This is a genomic window from Nocardiopsis sp. LOL_012, from assembly GCF_048060475.1.
Lineage (GTDB): Bacteria > Actinomycetota > Actinomycetes > Streptosporangiales > Streptosporangiaceae > Nocardiopsis.
In genome coordinates this window covers 73,584-88,020 of sequence record NZ_JBHMIV010000006.1, presented here as the reverse complement: position 1 = coordinate 88,020, position 14,437 = coordinate 73,584, and the positions used below count along the sequence as shown (strand labels likewise).

Annotated in this window: 14 protein-coding genes and 1 riboswitch; of the genes, 9 read left to right on the top strand and 5 right to left on the bottom strand. The window is 70.6% G+C overall.

The genetic code is table 11. The features are described from left to right. Positions 1 to 80: 80 nt before the first annotated feature. Together ACFHWE_RS05725 and ACFHWE_RS05720 are read left to right on the top strand one after the other, a co-directional pair. Positions 81 to 1,028: a NaeI family type II restriction endonuclease gene (locus ACFHWE_RS05725; RefSeq protein ID WP_416599546.1), complete on the top strand. Its 948-nt coding sequence runs from the start codon at positions 81 to 83 to the stop codon at positions 1,026 to 1,028. Continuing rightward, positions 1,025 to 1,519 (top strand): very short patch repair endonuclease, encoded by a 495-nt coding sequence (locus ACFHWE_RS05720; RefSeq protein WP_416599545.1) that lies wholly within the window; start codon positions 1,025 to 1,027, stop codon positions 1,517 to 1,519. Before ACFHWE_RS05725 ends, ACFHWE_RS05720 begins: the two co-directional genes overlap by 4 nt. Here the strand turns inward: ACFHWE_RS05720 and ACFHWE_RS05715 are convergent. Continuing rightward, complete coding sequence (locus tag ACFHWE_RS05715; RefSeq protein ID WP_416599544.1) at positions 1,475 to 2,560, bottom strand: DNA cytosine methyltransferase; 1,086 nt, start codon at positions 2,558 to 2,560, stop codon at positions 1,475 to 1,477. The two genes, ACFHWE_RS05720 and ACFHWE_RS05715, sit on opposite strands and share 45 nt — an antisense overlap. Positions 2,561 to 3,016: 456 nt before the next feature. Here ACFHWE_RS05715 and ACFHWE_RS05710 point away from each other — a divergent pair, with 456 nt between their 5' ends. Continuing rightward, positions 3,017 to 3,769, top strand: coding sequence for an SDR family NAD(P)-dependent oxidoreductase (locus ACFHWE_RS05710; protein WP_416599543.1), 753 nt, complete (start codon positions 3,017 to 3,019; stop codon positions 3,767 to 3,769). A 164-nt stretch (positions 3,770 to 3,933) separates the two neighbouring features. Further along, the gene (locus tag ACFHWE_RS05705) at positions 3,934 to 4,875 is read left to right on the top strand and encodes a hypothetical protein (protein ID WP_416599542.1); all 942 of its coding nucleotides are present in this window, start codon (positions 3,934 to 3,936) and stop codon (positions 4,873 to 4,875) included. Between the two features lie 99 nt (positions 4,876 to 4,974). Here the strand turns inward: ACFHWE_RS05705 and argJ are convergent, their stop codons facing one another. Next, positions 4,975 to 6,132: a bifunctional glutamate N-acetyltransferase/amino-acid acetyltransferase ArgJ gene (gene argJ / locus ACFHWE_RS05700; protein WP_416599541.1), complete on the bottom strand. Its 1,158-nt coding sequence runs from the start codon at positions 6,130 to 6,132 to the stop codon at positions 4,975 to 4,977. Between the two features lie 162 nt (positions 6,133 to 6,294). On the opposite strand from argJ, the gene ACFHWE_RS05695 reads away from it, so the two are divergent. After that, a complete protein-coding gene (locus tag ACFHWE_RS05695; protein WP_416599540.1) occupies positions 6,295 to 7,332 on the top strand; it encodes a serine hydrolase domain-containing protein in 1,038 nt (345 codons plus the stop codon). On the opposite strand, the gene otsB is transcribed toward ACFHWE_RS05695, so the two are convergent. Next, positions 7,298 to 8,128, bottom strand: coding sequence for a trehalose-phosphatase (otsB, locus tag ACFHWE_RS05690; protein WP_416599539.1), 831 nt, complete (start codon positions 8,126 to 8,128; stop codon positions 7,298 to 7,300). The genes ACFHWE_RS05695 and otsB overlap by 35 nt on opposite strands. 146 nt (positions 8,129 to 8,274) lie before the next feature. After that, positions 8,275 to 8,559 carry a DUF3263 domain-containing protein gene (locus ACFHWE_RS05685; RefSeq protein ID WP_028650009.1) on the bottom strand — a complete coding sequence of 95 codons (285 nt, stop codon included), beginning with the start codon at positions 8,557 to 8,559 and terminating at the stop codon, positions 8,275 to 8,277. A gap of 227 nt (positions 8,560 to 8,786) precedes the next feature. On the opposite strand from ACFHWE_RS05685, the gene ACFHWE_RS05680 reads away from it, so the two are divergent. Next, entirely contained in the window at positions 8,787 to 9,953 is a 1,167-nt protein-coding gene (locus ACFHWE_RS05680) for a S8 family serine peptidase (protein ID WP_416599538.1), read from the top strand. A gap of 150 nt (positions 9,954 to 10,103) precedes the next feature. Further along, entirely contained in the window at positions 10,104 to 10,691 is a 588-nt protein-coding gene (locus ACFHWE_RS05675; RefSeq protein ID WP_416599537.1) for a GrpB family protein, read from the top strand. Positions 10,692 to 10,769: 78 nt separating this feature from the next. Here the strand turns inward: ACFHWE_RS05675 and ACFHWE_RS05670 are convergent, their stop codons facing one another. Then, positions 10,770 to 12,206 (bottom strand): alpha,alpha-trehalose-phosphate synthase (UDP-forming), encoded by a 1,437-nt coding sequence (locus ACFHWE_RS05670; RefSeq protein ID WP_416599643.1) that lies wholly within the window; start codon positions 12,204 to 12,206, stop codon positions 10,770 to 10,772. 352 nt (positions 12,207 to 12,558) lie between these two features. Next, positions 12,559 to 12,700: riboswitch (SAM riboswitch) on the top strand. Positions 12,701 to 12,713: 13 nt separating this feature from the next. Here ACFHWE_RS05670 and thrC point away from each other — a divergent pair. Further along, positions 12,714 to 13,973 carry a threonine synthase gene (gene thrC, locus ACFHWE_RS05665; protein WP_416599536.1) on the top strand — a complete coding sequence of 420 codons (1,260 nt, stop codon included), beginning with the start codon at positions 12,714 to 12,716 and terminating at the stop codon, positions 13,971 to 13,973. A gap of 81 nt (positions 13,974 to 14,054) precedes the next feature. Next, positions 14,055 to 14,333: a ubiquitin-like small modifier protein 1 gene (locus ACFHWE_RS05660; protein WP_416599535.1), complete on the top strand. Its 279-nt coding sequence runs from the start codon at positions 14,055 to 14,057 to the stop codon at positions 14,331 to 14,333. Positions 14,334 to 14,437 lie beyond the last annotated feature (104 nt).

Genomic DNA, 14,437 nt, shown 5'->3' with positions numbered 1-14,437 from the left:
TCGATTTTGCAGGGGGTTTGTTTTTGCTTTGATTTTAATCAAATGTGAATGTGTTTTATTTTTACTGCTACTCTTTGAAGGTGCACCTCTTCGATCCCCCTCCTCCGGCTGCTGGTGGCAGCGGCTCAGACCCCGAGCTCGACAAGGTCGCCCAGCACCTGCTTGGACTCGATCCCGACGGCAGCCGCTTTGCGGCTGCCGTGCGCAGAACCTTCGACATGATCCTCGACGGGAAGAACACCGGGCGCTACCGGTGGGATCAGCTCTACAAGACCGAGAAGACCCACTTCGGCACGGTCGTCGAGATCAACCTCCAGCGGGAGTTCGACTTCGAGGGGGGTGAGGATCTCGACTACCGCATCTGCGGCATCGATGTGGACTGCAAGTATTCGCAGAAGCGCGGTTCCTGGATGATTCCGCCGGAGGCCGTCGGCAAGCTCTGCCTGGTCCTCTGGGCGAGCGATGCCGAGTCCCAGTGGTGGGCGGGCCTGATCCGTGCAGATGAAAAGGTTCTGAACGGCGGCAGCAACCGGGACGCCAAGCGGACCTTGAACAAGGAGGGGAGAGCTTCCGTGCGATGGCTCTTCTCGGAGGCTTCCCTTCCGGCGAACGCACTCCTGTACCTGGCTCCTGGCGATGTGGAAGCAATCTTTGCTCCCAAGCACGGGACGAAGCGGGTCGATGAGCTGTTCCGGCGTGCGCAGGGGACGATCATCCGGAGAGCGGTCGTGGCGACTGTCGCCAAGCAGGAGGACTACATGAAGCGGGTCCGGGGCAACGGCGGTTCCCGGTCGAGTCTGCGATCGGAAGGGATCATCATCCTCGGGCATTACACCGAGCACAGCGTCATTGCGCAAAAGCTCGGCCTTCCTGTGCCAGGTTCTGGTGAGTTCGTCTCTACCCGGGTCGTGTCCACGGATGAGAGGCAGGAAGGAAGTGCGCGGAAGGTCTCCATCGACGGTGGTTGGTGGAGAGTAGCCTCGGCCACAGATCCAGTCGAAACAGCTCCTCTACTGCCGAAGGTATGACTGAGCCAGAGAAGAAGCCGGACGGTACCGCTGCTTGGAAAGCGCCGGAGGGTTCGTGGGCGTCGTCGGCGGCGAACCGGCGCAGCATGCTGGGAAACCGCAGCCGGGACACGAAGCCCGAGGTTGCCCTGCGCCGTCTTGTCCATGCGGCCGGCCTGCGCTACAGAGTCTCGGCCAAGCCGCTGCCGAAGATGCGGCGCACCGCTGACCTGCTTTTCGGTCCCACACGGGTAGCGGTCTTCGTTGACGGTTGCTTCTGGCACGGCTGTCCTGACCACTTCGTGCCGCCGAAGACCAATCCCGACTACTGGCGGGAAAAGATCGGCGGGAACATGCAGCGGGACCGGGATACGGATGAGCGGCTGACGGAGGCCGGGTGGCTGGTACTGAGGTACTGGGAGCACCAGGACCCGGCCGAGTGCGCCGAACTCGTAGTGGAAACTGTCTCAGCCCGTAAGCGTGAGTTGGCGCGGGGCCACCGGTTCGAATAGTCCTTCGGGCTCTTCGGGCGGCTGGAGTCCGCTCTCTGCTGCCTTGAGCGCTCGGATGATGGACTCGCCGACGGCTTGGGCGACAGGTGGTGGGAAAGCGTTGCCGACCTGGCGGTAGGCGGCGGTCTTCCTGCCCTGGAACTCCCAGTCTGGGGGGAAGCCCTGGATGATCGCGGCCTGTTCGACGGTCAGCTTCGGTCCCCGGTCCCCGTACAGGTCCCGTTCGGGGTTCTTGGTGTGGCCGTGGGGGTCGGCGACCCCGTGGCCGTCCACTCCGAGTTCAGCCCACGCACGTTTGGCGCGGGTCGGCCCTAGGTCGGCGCCTCCGTGCTTCTTCGATCCCCCGACCAGGGTCGGTGCCACAGTGCCCTTCTCTTCCGCTGTGCGCCGCCACTTCTCGTAATGCTTGCGGCCCTTGGCGGAATTGCCGAACCGGATGCGCATGGTCTCGTCCAGGGCTTCGGCGACCGTAACGATCTTCTTGCTGGCTTGGGGCCGAAGGAAGTGGGATGCGGCCGGTTCGCGCATGGCAACCAAGATGGCCCTGGGGCGCAGTTGCGGAACACCGTAGTCGCGGGCCTCAAGCACTTCCCAACCGAGGATCCGGTAGCCCAGGCTCTCCAAATGGGCACGGATCCTGAGCCGGTAGTCCTGGAATTTGTGCTCGGGCTCCAGCAGGCCGCGCACGTTTTCGATCATGACTGCACGGGGCTGGAGCTCCTCGACCATGTCGAGCATGACAGGGAACAGGTCGCGCTCGTCGGCCTCACCGAGCTGTTTCCCGGCGAGGGAGAAAGGAGGGCAGGGAACACCGCCAGCCAGCAGGTCCAGGGTGCTGTCTCCCACGATTTCCTTGAGCTTGTCCATATCGAAGGAGGTCAGGTCCCACGGGAGGATCTCGCACCTCTCCCAGCCGGGGCCACGGGCATTGTGGCTCAGGGTCTGGACGGCGTGGGGGTCGATCTCGATCAGTGCCCGGTGCTCGAAGCCAGCGTTGTGCAGGCCGAGTGCCTGCCCGCCGGCGCCTGCACAGATCTCCACGGACGTGTATGCGCGACCCTTGCCCGGCATCCTGAACCCTTCTGCTGGTTGAGTCGTGACGGGGACCGCAGCACGACGCTCGTCGAACACCCGATCGAGAGGTGCAGCCAGCTCTGATGGTGGCATGGGAGCGCGTGTGTTTCCAGCTATTCAGGAAACCGACGCGTCGCAGGATCCGGGTTGTTTCTCAGGTGAGATCCTACGCGTTGGCAGGGACGGCCTGCTGCGCAGCCCGTCAACCTGTGGATAAGTCCTCACCCGCCCTCCACCGCCTTCGTCACCACGCCCCTCGACCCGTCCACCACAGCCACCCGGCGGACCGCTGTCGGCAACGGCGCGTTCCCTGGAAGTGGCCCCCGGCCCCGGGGAACACAACCCTCCCTCCCCGCGCCCGCCCGGGAGGACCGCCCCGGATACGCTCGGCGCGACAGCGCATCCGAGCGGGAGGAACCCACCATGACAGCGACTGCCGTCGTCACCGGAGCCAGCAGCGGGATCGGCGCGGCCACCGCTCGCGGGCTCGCGGCCGCGGGTTTCGACGTGGTGCTCGTGGCCCGCCGCGCCGACCGGATCGAGGCTCTCGCCGAGGAGCTGGCCGAGGAGGGCCACAGCGCCCGCGCCCACACCCTGGACGTCACCGACCGGCCCGCGGTCGACGCCTTCGCCGCATCCCTGGACTCCTGCGCGGTCCTGGTCAACAACGCGGGCGGCGCGATCGGCCGCGACACGGTCGCCACCGGGGACCCGGAGGAGTGGCGCGCCATGTACGAGGTGAACGTCCTGGGCGTGCTGCACATGACCCAGGCCCTGCTGCCCAAGCTGCGGGAGAGCGGCGACGGCACCGTGCTGATCCTGTCCTCCACCGCTGGCCTGGACGTCTACGAGGGCGGCGGCGGGTACGTGGCGGCCAAGCACGGCGCGCACACCACCGCCAAGACGCTGCGCCTGGAGCTGTGCGGCGAGCCGGTGCGGGTGGTGGAGATCGCCCCCGGCATGGTCAAGACCGAGGAGTTCTCCCTGAACCGCCTGCACGGCGACGCCGAGGCGGCCGAGGAGGTCTACGCCGGGGTGCCCGGCCCGCTGACCGCCGAGGACGTCGCCGACACCGTGGTGTGGGCGGTGACCCGTCCGGCGCACGTCAACATCGACCTTTTGGTGGTGCGCCCGCGCGCCCAGGCATCCAACACCAAGGTGCACCGGGTGCGGTGACCTTGCGGCGCGCCGCCGCCCGACTGCCGTGATCGTGCTACCAGTGCAGGAGACGGCCGGTTTCCGGGTGCTGGTAGCACGATCGCGGAGAGAGCCGGGTACCCGCTGTCCACAGGTCGGAGAACCCACTGCCATCCGCGGCCGTTCGGCCGCACGCTGGGGATATGGACCCGATCCTTCCTCCCCATGCCGTCGCGCTCGATACGGCCGCCCGCCAGTACGGTGTCCTCAGTTGGGACCAGGCCAAGCACATCGGACTCACCAAGAGCGACGTCCGCCGGTTCGTACGCAACGGGAACTGGCGACGCGTCTATCCACGCGTCTACGCCGTCCTCGCCCTCGTGGACGCCACTGATCCGGGCCTCCGCCTGCGCGCGAAGGCCATGGCCGCCCAACTGGCGCTCGGTGAGGCGTCGTTCGTGGGCGGTAGGACCGCCGTGAGGCTGTGGGGCATACAGGGCCTGCCCGAAGGGGACCTCAACGAGATGCACATGGTCATCCCCGCCCGCGGTACCCAGCGACACATCGCCGGGATCACGCTGCACACCTGGAAGACCCGCCCCGAACAGGTCACCACCATCGACGGTGTCCTCCGTTCGGCCACCCCCCAGCGGGCTCTGGCGGACACACTCCTGGACGTCGATCGGGAGACGGCCGTCTGCCTCATGGATTCGGCACTCAACAAGGGGCTCATCGGGGCTGAGGAGATCGAGGAGGTCGAGCGCGTCAACTGGAGGCGCAGGGGATCCGTTCGCCTGCGAGGCTGGTGGCGGTCGGCCGACGGACGCGCGGAGAGTCCGCTGGAGACCAGGGTGCGCCTGGTCTGTGTCGACGGCGGCCTGCCGCCCACCGACCTGCAGCACCGTTTCTTCGACGGCCGGGGTCGATGCATCGCGAGGGTCGACTTCTGGTGGGAGGACCTCGATCTCATCGGTGAGGCGGACGGGATCGGCCCGCACGGCTCCCCGCGGGTTCTGGCGAGGGACCGCACACGGCAGAACGCCCTCCAGCTCTGGCACCCGTCGACGCGCATCGTCCGGTTCACCTGGGGCGACCTCAACCGCCCCGAGTACATCCTGGCGACCGTCGCCCGACACCGGGCATGACCGCCCGGCCCTGTGATCGTGCTACCAGTGCACGGAATCGGCTGTTCCCCTGTGCTGGTAGCAAGAAGCGTCACGTCCGGGTTCGGGGGTATCCCACGCTCAGGTGGTGTAGTCGGCGTTGATGCGGATGTAGCCGTCGGTGAGGTCGCAGCCGTAGACGGTGAAGGCGCCGTCGGCGATGCCCAGGTCCACGCCGATCACCACCTCCTCGCCCTTCATGTGCTCGGCGGCGTGCGCCAGGACCTCGTCGGTGGCCTCCGTGGGGTAGGTCTCCACGTCGCCGAAGACGATCCGCACGTTCTCCGGCTCGACGTCGGTCTCCGCGTCGAGCTTGCCGACGGCCATCGCCACGCGACCCCAGTTGGGGTCGGAGCCGTGGACGGCGGTCTTGACCAGCGGCGAGTTCACGACCGCCTTGGCCACGCGCTTGGCTTGCGCGTCGTCGCGCGCGCCGCTCACCCGCACCTCGATGAGCTTGCCGGCGCCCTCGCCGTCGGAGGCGATCATCCGCACCAGCTCCAGGGCGACGCCGTGGAGGGCCTCCTCGAAGGCGGCGGTGTCCACGGGGCCGGCGACGCCGTTGGCGAAGATCGCGGCGGAGTCGCTGGTGGAGGTGTCGGTGTCGATGCTCAGGGCGTTGAACGTGCGGTCCACGACCCGGCGGAACACCGCGTCCAGGACCGGCTGCTCTAGGTCGGCGTCGGTGAAGAACCAGGCCAGCATGGTCGCCATGTTCGGTTCGATCATGCCGACGCCCTTGGCGATGCCCGTCACCGTCGCCTCCCCGACCGTGGCGGAGGCGGTCTTGGGGCGGGTGTCGGTGGTCATCTGCGCGGCGGCGGCGCGGTCGAGGTCGGCCGGGGGGAACTCGGCGGGCAGGGCGTCCAGGAAGGCGCGCACCTTGTCCATGGGGTAGGGGCGGCCGATGACTCCGGTGGAGGCGATGAGCAGTTCGCCGGGGTCGATCCCCGCCGCGCGGGCCACCCGCTCCTGGACCTCCAGGGCGTTGGCCTCGCCGGTCATGGTGGCCACGTTGGCGTTGCGGCTGATGACGGTGACGCCGCGGGCGCGGCCGTCGGCGGCGGCGCGGCGGCTGATCACCACGCTGGATCCGGCGAAGCGGGACTTGGTGAACACGGCGGACACGTGCGCGGGGACCTCGGAGACCACGGCGAAGAAGTCGTCGTGGGGGTCCTTGATCCCGATGTTGCCGGCGACACCGCGGAATCCGGCGGGCACGGGGGTCTGGCTGCTCAATGGTCCTCCTCGGGGTTCCTGGGCGTCAGCGTACTTCGGACACCGCGGCCGAGGGGGACGGCCTTCTCCACGTTATGGGAGTTTCGTAACACGCCTGGCGGACTCCGTGTGGCGACACTGGAAGAACGGGGTATCGGCTGAGGTGAGAGCGGGAGGCGTGTCGTGCACGACGGTGACTGGCTCACGGAGACGGGAGGGCGGATCCGCGGTGTCCTCAAGTCCATGGTCGACGCGGGGCGGCTGCCGGGCGGCACCGCCGTCGTCGGCACCGGGGGGATGTGGGAGTTCGTGGCCGTGGGAGGGGTGGACGGCGAGCACGGGACCGCGCCGGACGTCCTCTACGACGTGGCCAGCCTGACCAAGGTGATGGCGACCTGGCCGCTGGTCGGGCAAGCTGTCGCCGACGGGCTCGTGGACCTGGACGCGCCCGTGTCGGAGTACCTGCCCGCCGATGGGCTGCCGGGCGAGGCGGTGACCGTGCGCCGGATCCTCACCCACACGAGCGGGCTCAACCCGGTGACGTGGCTGGAGCGGTACGTGGGCACCGACCAGGACCTGGCGGAGGCGATCCTGGCCGACCCGCTGGAGGAGCCGGGGCGCCACCACTACATCGACCGCGGGTTCATCCTGCTGGGCTTGGTCCTGGAGCGCCTGTACGGCAGCGGGCTGGACGTCCTGGCGGCCGAGCTGTGGGACGAGTTCGGGATGCGCTCCACGGTCTTCGGGCCGCTGACGCGCTCCCTGGCGGTGGCGCCGACGGAGGTCCGGCTGCCCGGGACGGCGCCGACCTGGGGGGTGGTGCATGACGAGGCGGCCGCGCTCATGGGCGGGGTGGCGGGGCACGCCGGGGTGTTCACCACCGCGATCGATCTGGGCGCCTTCGCGCGGGAGGTGCTGCGGGAGGGCGAGTCGGGCGGCGGGGTGCTCCCGGCACCGTACGTGCGCGAGAGCTGGCGCCCGCACGCGGACGCGGGGGAGGGGCTCTGGCGGGGGCTGGGCTGGCTGGTCACCCCGGAGGGGGTCGTCCACCACAACGGGTTCACCGGGACCAGCCTGTTCCTGCACCCGGAGAGCGGCCGGTACGTGGGCGTACTCACCAACGCGGTGCACTACGGGCGGGAGCGGACGGGGCTGCGGGAGCTGCGGGCGCAGGTGCGCGCGGCGCTCACCCCGCAGCCGCACCACGGATCGCAGCCGTGAGGGCGGTGAGCAGGTCGGCCAGACCGGCGGGGCCGGGGACGACGAGGTCGGCGGCCTCGGCGACGGCGGTGACCTCGTCGGAGGTGGAGCACACCTTGAGCCCGCGGCGGCCCCGCTCGCGCAGGCCGTCCACGGTGTCGAAGGCGGGCAGGTCGCCCAGGTCGTCTCCGGCGTAGAGCACGGTGGCGGCCCCGGTCTCCTCGACGAGTCCGCGCAGCGCCGCGCCCTTGTCCACACCCTGTGGACGGAGTTCGATCACCATCCTTCCGGGTTCCACCCTCAGCCCGGTCCGCTCGGCCAGGCGGTCCAGGGCGGGGGCGAGCAGGGCGAGGGAGCCGTCGGGGTCGGCCGTGCGCCGGGTGTGGACGGCCAGGGACCGCCCCTTGTCCTCGGTCCACGTGCCCTCCGGAGCGCCCGCCTCGGCGAGCACGCCGGGCAGCTCGGCGCGGACCCGCGCCACGCCGGGCGGCGGGTCGGCGGCGGTGACGCGCCCGTCCGCCCAGCGCTCGGCCCCGTAGTGGCCCAGGACGGTGATGCCGGGCACCCGGTCCAGGCCGCCCAGTTCCACGGCGGTGGCGGCGGGTCGGCCGGTGACCACCGCGACCGAGCCGAGCGTGTCGGCCAGTCCGGCCAGGAGTTCCACGATCCCGGGCAGGGGTGCGGAGTCGCGCGGGTCGGCGACGATGGGGGCGAGGGTGCCGTCGAAGTCGAAGGCGGCCAGGGCCCGGGCGGGCTCGGCCAGGAGGGCGTCGAGGGCGGAGCGTCCGGCGGCCGTGCTCGGCCGGGGCAGGGACATGCGGGGCCTTTCCTGGGAGGCGGCGTGGGGCCGGTGGGTCCGGGCGCTCCCCCGTCACTGGGGGGTTCGGAGGGGCGCCCGGGAGAGTGCCGGTGGTGGAGGGCCGCCCGCGGGGTCCCTGAGCGGGCGTGTGGGGCGGCCCCGGGTCAGAGTCGGATACCGAGACGGCGTGCGTTGCGTTGGCGTCTGCGGTCGGCGCGCAGCCGACGCAGGCGTTTGACGGTCATGGGGTCGTGGGCGAGCGCCTCGGGACGCTCCACCAGTCCGTTCAGTAGTTGGTAGTAGCGGGTCGCGGAGAACCCGAACTCGTCGCGGATCGCCTGTTCCTTGGAGCCCTCGAACTTCCACCACTGGCGTTCGAAGGCGAGGATGCGCTGGTCGCGTTCGGCGAGGGCCGACTGGCCGTCCTCGGCTGGACCGATATTCGGCATAGGACACCCCCTGGACGGGAAATTGGATGGTCCGGATCGGCGCGACCATGCTAGCGACTCGACATGCCCAGTGAGGGCTTCGGCGGTCAGGACTGGCACGGGGGATACAGTTGCCTTTCCTAGCCCTCAAGGCACTTGTCCCTGCTGTGATCATGTGCTCATGGGAGAATCGCGGTGGTCCGGGGAGGGCCGTGGAACGCCGATCGCAATGTTCGAGGGAGTCTGACGTGCTCGGGGGCAACAGCCGTAACACGACTCGCAAGCGCCGCTTGGGAACCGTGGGGGCCGTCACGGCCACCGTCCTCCTCGGTACGGCGGCCGTTCCGTCCGTGGCCGCCGGCCAGCCGGACTTCCGGCCCGAGCAGTGGGGACTGCTCTCCATCGGGGTCGAGGAAGCGTGGGGGGAAACCTATGGCAGGGGCACCACCGTCGCCCTGCCCGGTGCCGCCGTCCCCGAGGACCACCCCGACCTGGTCGACAACGTGACGGTGGACACCGCCTACGGCCCCAACGAGGGCGACCTCGACCAGGGCACCGCCGTGGCCGCCCTGGTGGCCAGCCACGGCCACGGCATGGACGCCGACGGCGGCATGCTCGGGGTCGCGCCCAAGGCTGGTGTGCTGGCCCTGCCCACCGCGGACCTGCTGCCCGACGCCGTCCGCGGCGCCGCCGACGAGGGGGTCCAGGTCATCCTGCTGCCCGAGGCGGCGCAGGCCTCGGACGCGGACCTGTCCGCCGCCACCGAGGAGGCGGTGAGCGGCGGGTCCCTGGTCGTGGGGCCCGCCGGGGGAGACGACCCCAGCGTGCTCTCCGTCGCGGGGGCGGACGAGAACGGCGCCCTGATCCCCGGGTCCCCCGACACCGCCGACATCGAACTCACCGCGCCCGGCGCAGCCCTGGCAGCCACATCGCCCGACGGAAGCCCCGCGCAGGTCACCGGTGCACCCTACGCGGCCGCCATGGTCGCCGGGGCCGCCGCCCTGCTGCTCACGCAGTATCCGCAGCTCAGCCCGGACCAGGCCCGCCAGGCACTGGTCGAGGGCTCGCAGCCCGGGCCGGAGGGGACGCCCGCCCTCCACCTGCCCTCGGCTGCCGGTGCGGCGGCGGAGATCACCCAGGGCGCCCCGCTCATCGACGAGGAACTGCTCGAACGCTCCCAGGAGGGTCCGGGCGTCCCCTTGTGGGCCTGGTTCGCCGCGGTCGGGGCCGTCCTGCTCCTCGGGGTGCTGCTGGTCGCGGTGTGGGTACGCCGCTCCAGCGCCGATCCCTACGGGGTGCGCGAGGACCGCCGCCACGAGGACGAGGAGATCGCCGCCGAACGCGCCGCCGAGAAGGAGGCCGAGCGCCCCACCAAGGGCGGGCGCCGCCGCAAGCCGCGCAACGGCAAGGGCTGAGGTCCCGTTCCCTGCGGGCTTTTCGGGCCGGGCGCGAGACCCCGGCCCGGTCCGGACACCCGCAGTGCGCGAGGGTGACATCATGCGCGTGCATATGCAAACACGTATCGGTGTCTTGACTAGTGCGGGGTGACAGAGAAATCTTGTGACATGCCACCCCTGGAAACATCACCGCTACCCTTCAGAGGACGCGCGGAGGCCGCCCGACACCGCGACCTCCCGCCCGGACCTGTCCTGATCTCCCCCTACGACCCCAAATGGCCGCTGCTCTCCACCCGGCAGAAGGCGAAGGTGCGCGAGGCCCTGGGCGAGCGCGCCCTGCTCATCGAACACGTCGGGTCGACCGCGGTCCCCGGCCTGGCCGCCCGGCCCTGCGTCGACCTGCTGCTGGCCGTCGCCGACCCCGACGACGAACCCGCCTACCTGCCCGACCTGGAGCACGCCGGCTACCGCGTCGCCGCCGACCGGGACGGCCCGTTCGGCCACCGGGTGCTGGAGGGACTCGACGTCAACCTCAACCTGCACGTCCTGGGCGAGGGCGACCCGGAGATCGAGCGCATCCTCGCCTTCCGTGACCGCCTGGCCGCCGACGAGGACACCCGCGAGCGCTACCGCGCGCTCAAGGACGGCCTCGCCGAGCGCACGTGGGAGCGCGTCGACGACTACATCCGCGCCAAGTCCGCGTTCGTCGACGCCGTCCTCGCCGAGACCGGCGCGCCGCAACGGAGCCCGTCCTGAGGGCGAGGGTGGCGCGACCCGCCGGGCGCCCCAGGGGTGGTCCCTCGCCCCTGGGGCGCCCTTCGGCGCTCGGTCCGTTCAGTCCAGCGAGCGCAACTGCTCCTGGAACCAGCGCCGCGGCGGCAGCGCCACCGCCGCCTCCCGCAGGGCCTCGCGGCGCCGACGGCGCTCCCCCGCCTCCATCGACAGCGCCCGGTGTAGGGCCTCGGCCGTCTCCACGGTGTCGTAGGGGTTGACCATCAGGGCGTGCCCGCCCAGCTCGTCGGCGGCCCCGGCCTCGCGCGAGAGCACCAGCACCGAGTCGCGCTCCGACAGCACCGGCCCCTCCTTGGCTACCAGGTTCATGCCGTCACGGATGGGGTTGACCAGCAGGACGTCGGCCATCCGGAACGAGGCGAGCGAACGCGGGTAGTCGTCGTTGACCTCCAGCACCAGTGGCTGCCACTCGGGGGTGGCGAACTCCTCGTTGATCTCCTCGGCCACCCGCAGCACCGAGTCCGTGTACTCCCGGTACTCGGGCACGTCGCCCCGGCTGGGGTAGGCGAACGCCAGGTGCGTCACCCGCCCGATCCACTCCGGGCGCTCTCTGAGCAGTTCGCGGTAGGCCTCCAGGCCGCGGACGATGTTCTTGGACAGCTCCGTGCGGTCCACCCGCACGATCAGCGCGGTGTCGCCGACGACCTCCCGCAGGGTCTCCTCGCGCTCGGCCACGCGCGGGTCCCTGGCGCTCGCGCGCAGGTCCTCCTCGTCCGCCCCCAGGGCGTGCACGCCCACCCCGACCACTCGGCCGCCGTACTCGACGGTGCGCTTGTCGAGGTCGACGTCGGCGTTGAGCACCTCCGCGCAGCAGCGCAGGAAGGCGTCGGCCCAGCGCGGACTGTGGAAGCCCAGCTGGTCGGCACCGAGCATGCCCTCCAGCAGGTCGCGGGCGACGTGGTCCGGCAGCAGCCGGAAGTACTCAGGCGGGGCCCAGGGGGTGTGCGAGAAGTGCGCGATCCGCAGGTCGGGGCGGCGGGCGCGCAGGATGCGCGGTACCAGCGACAGGTGGTAGTCCTGCACGGCCACACGGGCGCCGTCGGCGGCCCCGGCCACCAGGGCCTCGGCGAAGGCGTTGTTGTAGGCCTCGTAGTCCTCCCAGCGTCCGCGGAAGTCCGACCCGAACGACGGCTTGTTCGGTGTGGCGTACAGCATGTGCTGCACGAACCACAGGGTCGAGTTGGCGATCTCCGTGTAGGCGCCCGTGAAGGTCTCCTCCGGGATGTCCAGCATGTGGACGCGCATGCCGTCGAGGTCGTGCGCCAGGTCCAGCCGCGCCTCGGGGGCCTCGGCGGCGGCGCGGCGGTCGGCCTCGGACAGGGCGGCGCACACCCAGATGCCGTCGACCTCGGTGGCCACCGAACTCATCCCCGAGACGAGTCCGCCCCCGCCCCGCCGGAACTCCAGGGAGCCGTCCTCGGCGGTCGAGAAGGACACCGGTCCCCGGTTGGAGGCTATGAGGATCTGTGCCTTGTCCACGTACTCGTCCTCTCGAAAAGCGTGCATGGGGGTCGTTCCGCGATGGCTGGGGGACGCACCGGTGCAGGGCGCACCATAGGTCTCGCCCCTCCGCCCGAAGCCCAAACGCACCAGGGGCCAACCCGTGGACGGGTCACACGGCCGCAACACGGGCGCACGCCCACGGGTCCGGGCCGCGCCGGGCGCGTCGGCCGAGGGCCGCGGGGGTTCCCGCGCGCCGTGGCCACGGGGGGCGTCCCACCATGTGGGCCGGTCCGTGTAATGCGGATCACCCGCTGTGGAAATCAGTCCGACACCTCCGTTACAGTTGCCGTGCGGGTCCGAACAGAGGATCGGCACCAGAACTTCATATTGCTCATCCAGAGGGGTGGAGGGACCGGCCCGGTGAAGCCCCGGCAACCATCCCGGTACGCGATCTCGTGTTCCTCGCGAGGCGTCCGGGACAGGTGCCAACTCCGGCCTGGGGTCAAGGTGGCCGCCAGGAAAGATGAGGGGAGACGCCTCGCCATGGCGATTGCCGCCACAGAACCCAGCACCGTCCGCGCCTTCGGCCCCGCCGTCGCCCTCTCCTGTCGCGAGTGCGGCGAGCGCTACGACCTCACCCCCAAGTTCGCCTGCGAGTTCTGTTTCGGCCCCCTTGAGGTGGCCTACGACTTCGGCGACGTCTCCCGCGCGGAGATCGAGAGCGGCCCCGCCAACATCTGGCGCTACCGTTCCCTCCTGCCGGTGCCGACCAACGTCGCCGAACTCCCCAACATGAACCCCGGCCTGACCCCCCTCGTCAAGGCCGACCGCCTCGCCGCCGAGCTGGGCCTGGACTCGCTGTACGTCAAGGACGACTCCGGCAACCCCACGCACTCCTTCAAGGACCGCGTCGTGGCGATGGCCGTCGAGGCCGCCCGCACCTTCGGTTTCACCACCTTGTCCTGCTCCTCCACCGGGAACCTGGCCGGAGCCGTCGGCGCCGCCGCCGCGCGCGCCGGGTTCGAGTCCTGTGTGTTCATCCCCGCCGGGCTGGAGGAGGCCAAGGTGGTCATGGCAGCCGTCTACGGCGGCAAGGTCGTGGCCATCGAGGGCAACTACGACGACGTGAACCGGTTCTGCTCCGAGCTCATCGGCGACCCGGCCGGCGAGGGCTGGGGATTCGTCAACGTCAACCTGCGCCCCTACTACGGCGAGGGATCCAAGACGCTGGCCTACGAGATCGCCGAGCAGCTCGGCTGGCGCCTGCCCGAGCAGATCGTCATCCCGATCGCCTCCGGCTCCCAGCTCACCAAGATCGACAAGGGCTTCCAGGAGCTCATCAAGATCGGCCTGGTCGAGGACCGCCCGTACCGGATCTTCGGCGCCCAGGCCACCGGCTGCTCACCGGTCGCCCGGGCGTGGGAGGCCGGCCACGACGTCATCCAGCCGGTCAAGCCCGACACCATCGCCAAGTCGCTGGCCATCGGCAACCCGGCGGACGGCCCCTACGTGCTCGACATCGCCCAGCGCACCGGCGGTTCGGTGGAGCACGTCAGCGACGCCGAGGTCGTCGACTCCATCAACCTCCTGGCCCGCACCGAGGGGGTCTTCGCCGAGACCGCCGGCGGTGTCACCACCGGCGTGCTCCGCAAGCTCGTGCGCGAGGGCAGGCTCGACCCCAGGGCCGAGACGGTCGTCCTCAACACCGGCGACGGGCTCAAGACCCTCAACGCCGTGGAGGCGGGCGTGACCGCGACGATCAAGCCGTCCCTGGCCGCGTTCGCCGACGCCGGCCTGCTCTGAGCGGCGGCCCGCACCGACGACTCCGCGGTGCCCGGGGCGCCCCGGGCACCGCACACCACCCGACGAAGGAAGAACACCCGTATGAGCGCCAGCGTCCGCGTCCCCACGATCCTGCGCACCTACACAGGCGACGCCGCCGAGGTGTCCGCCGAGGGCACCACCCTCGCCGAGGTCCTCGACGACCTGGAGGCCAACTACCCGGGCATCCGGGCGCGGATCCTCGACGACTCCGGCAAGGTGCGCCGGTTCGTCAACGTCTACGTGGGGGACGAGGACGTGCGCTTCGAACAGGGCCTGCAGACCGCGGTCGCCGACGGCGCCCAGGTCTCGATCATCCCGGCCGTGGCCGGGGGCTGCTGACCGCTCCGACCGCCCTGACCGCTCCGCCGGGCTTCCGGCGCGGGCGGGGAGACGGTGCACAATGGCACGGCTCCGCTTCTTCCCCGACCGGGAGGGGCGGAGCC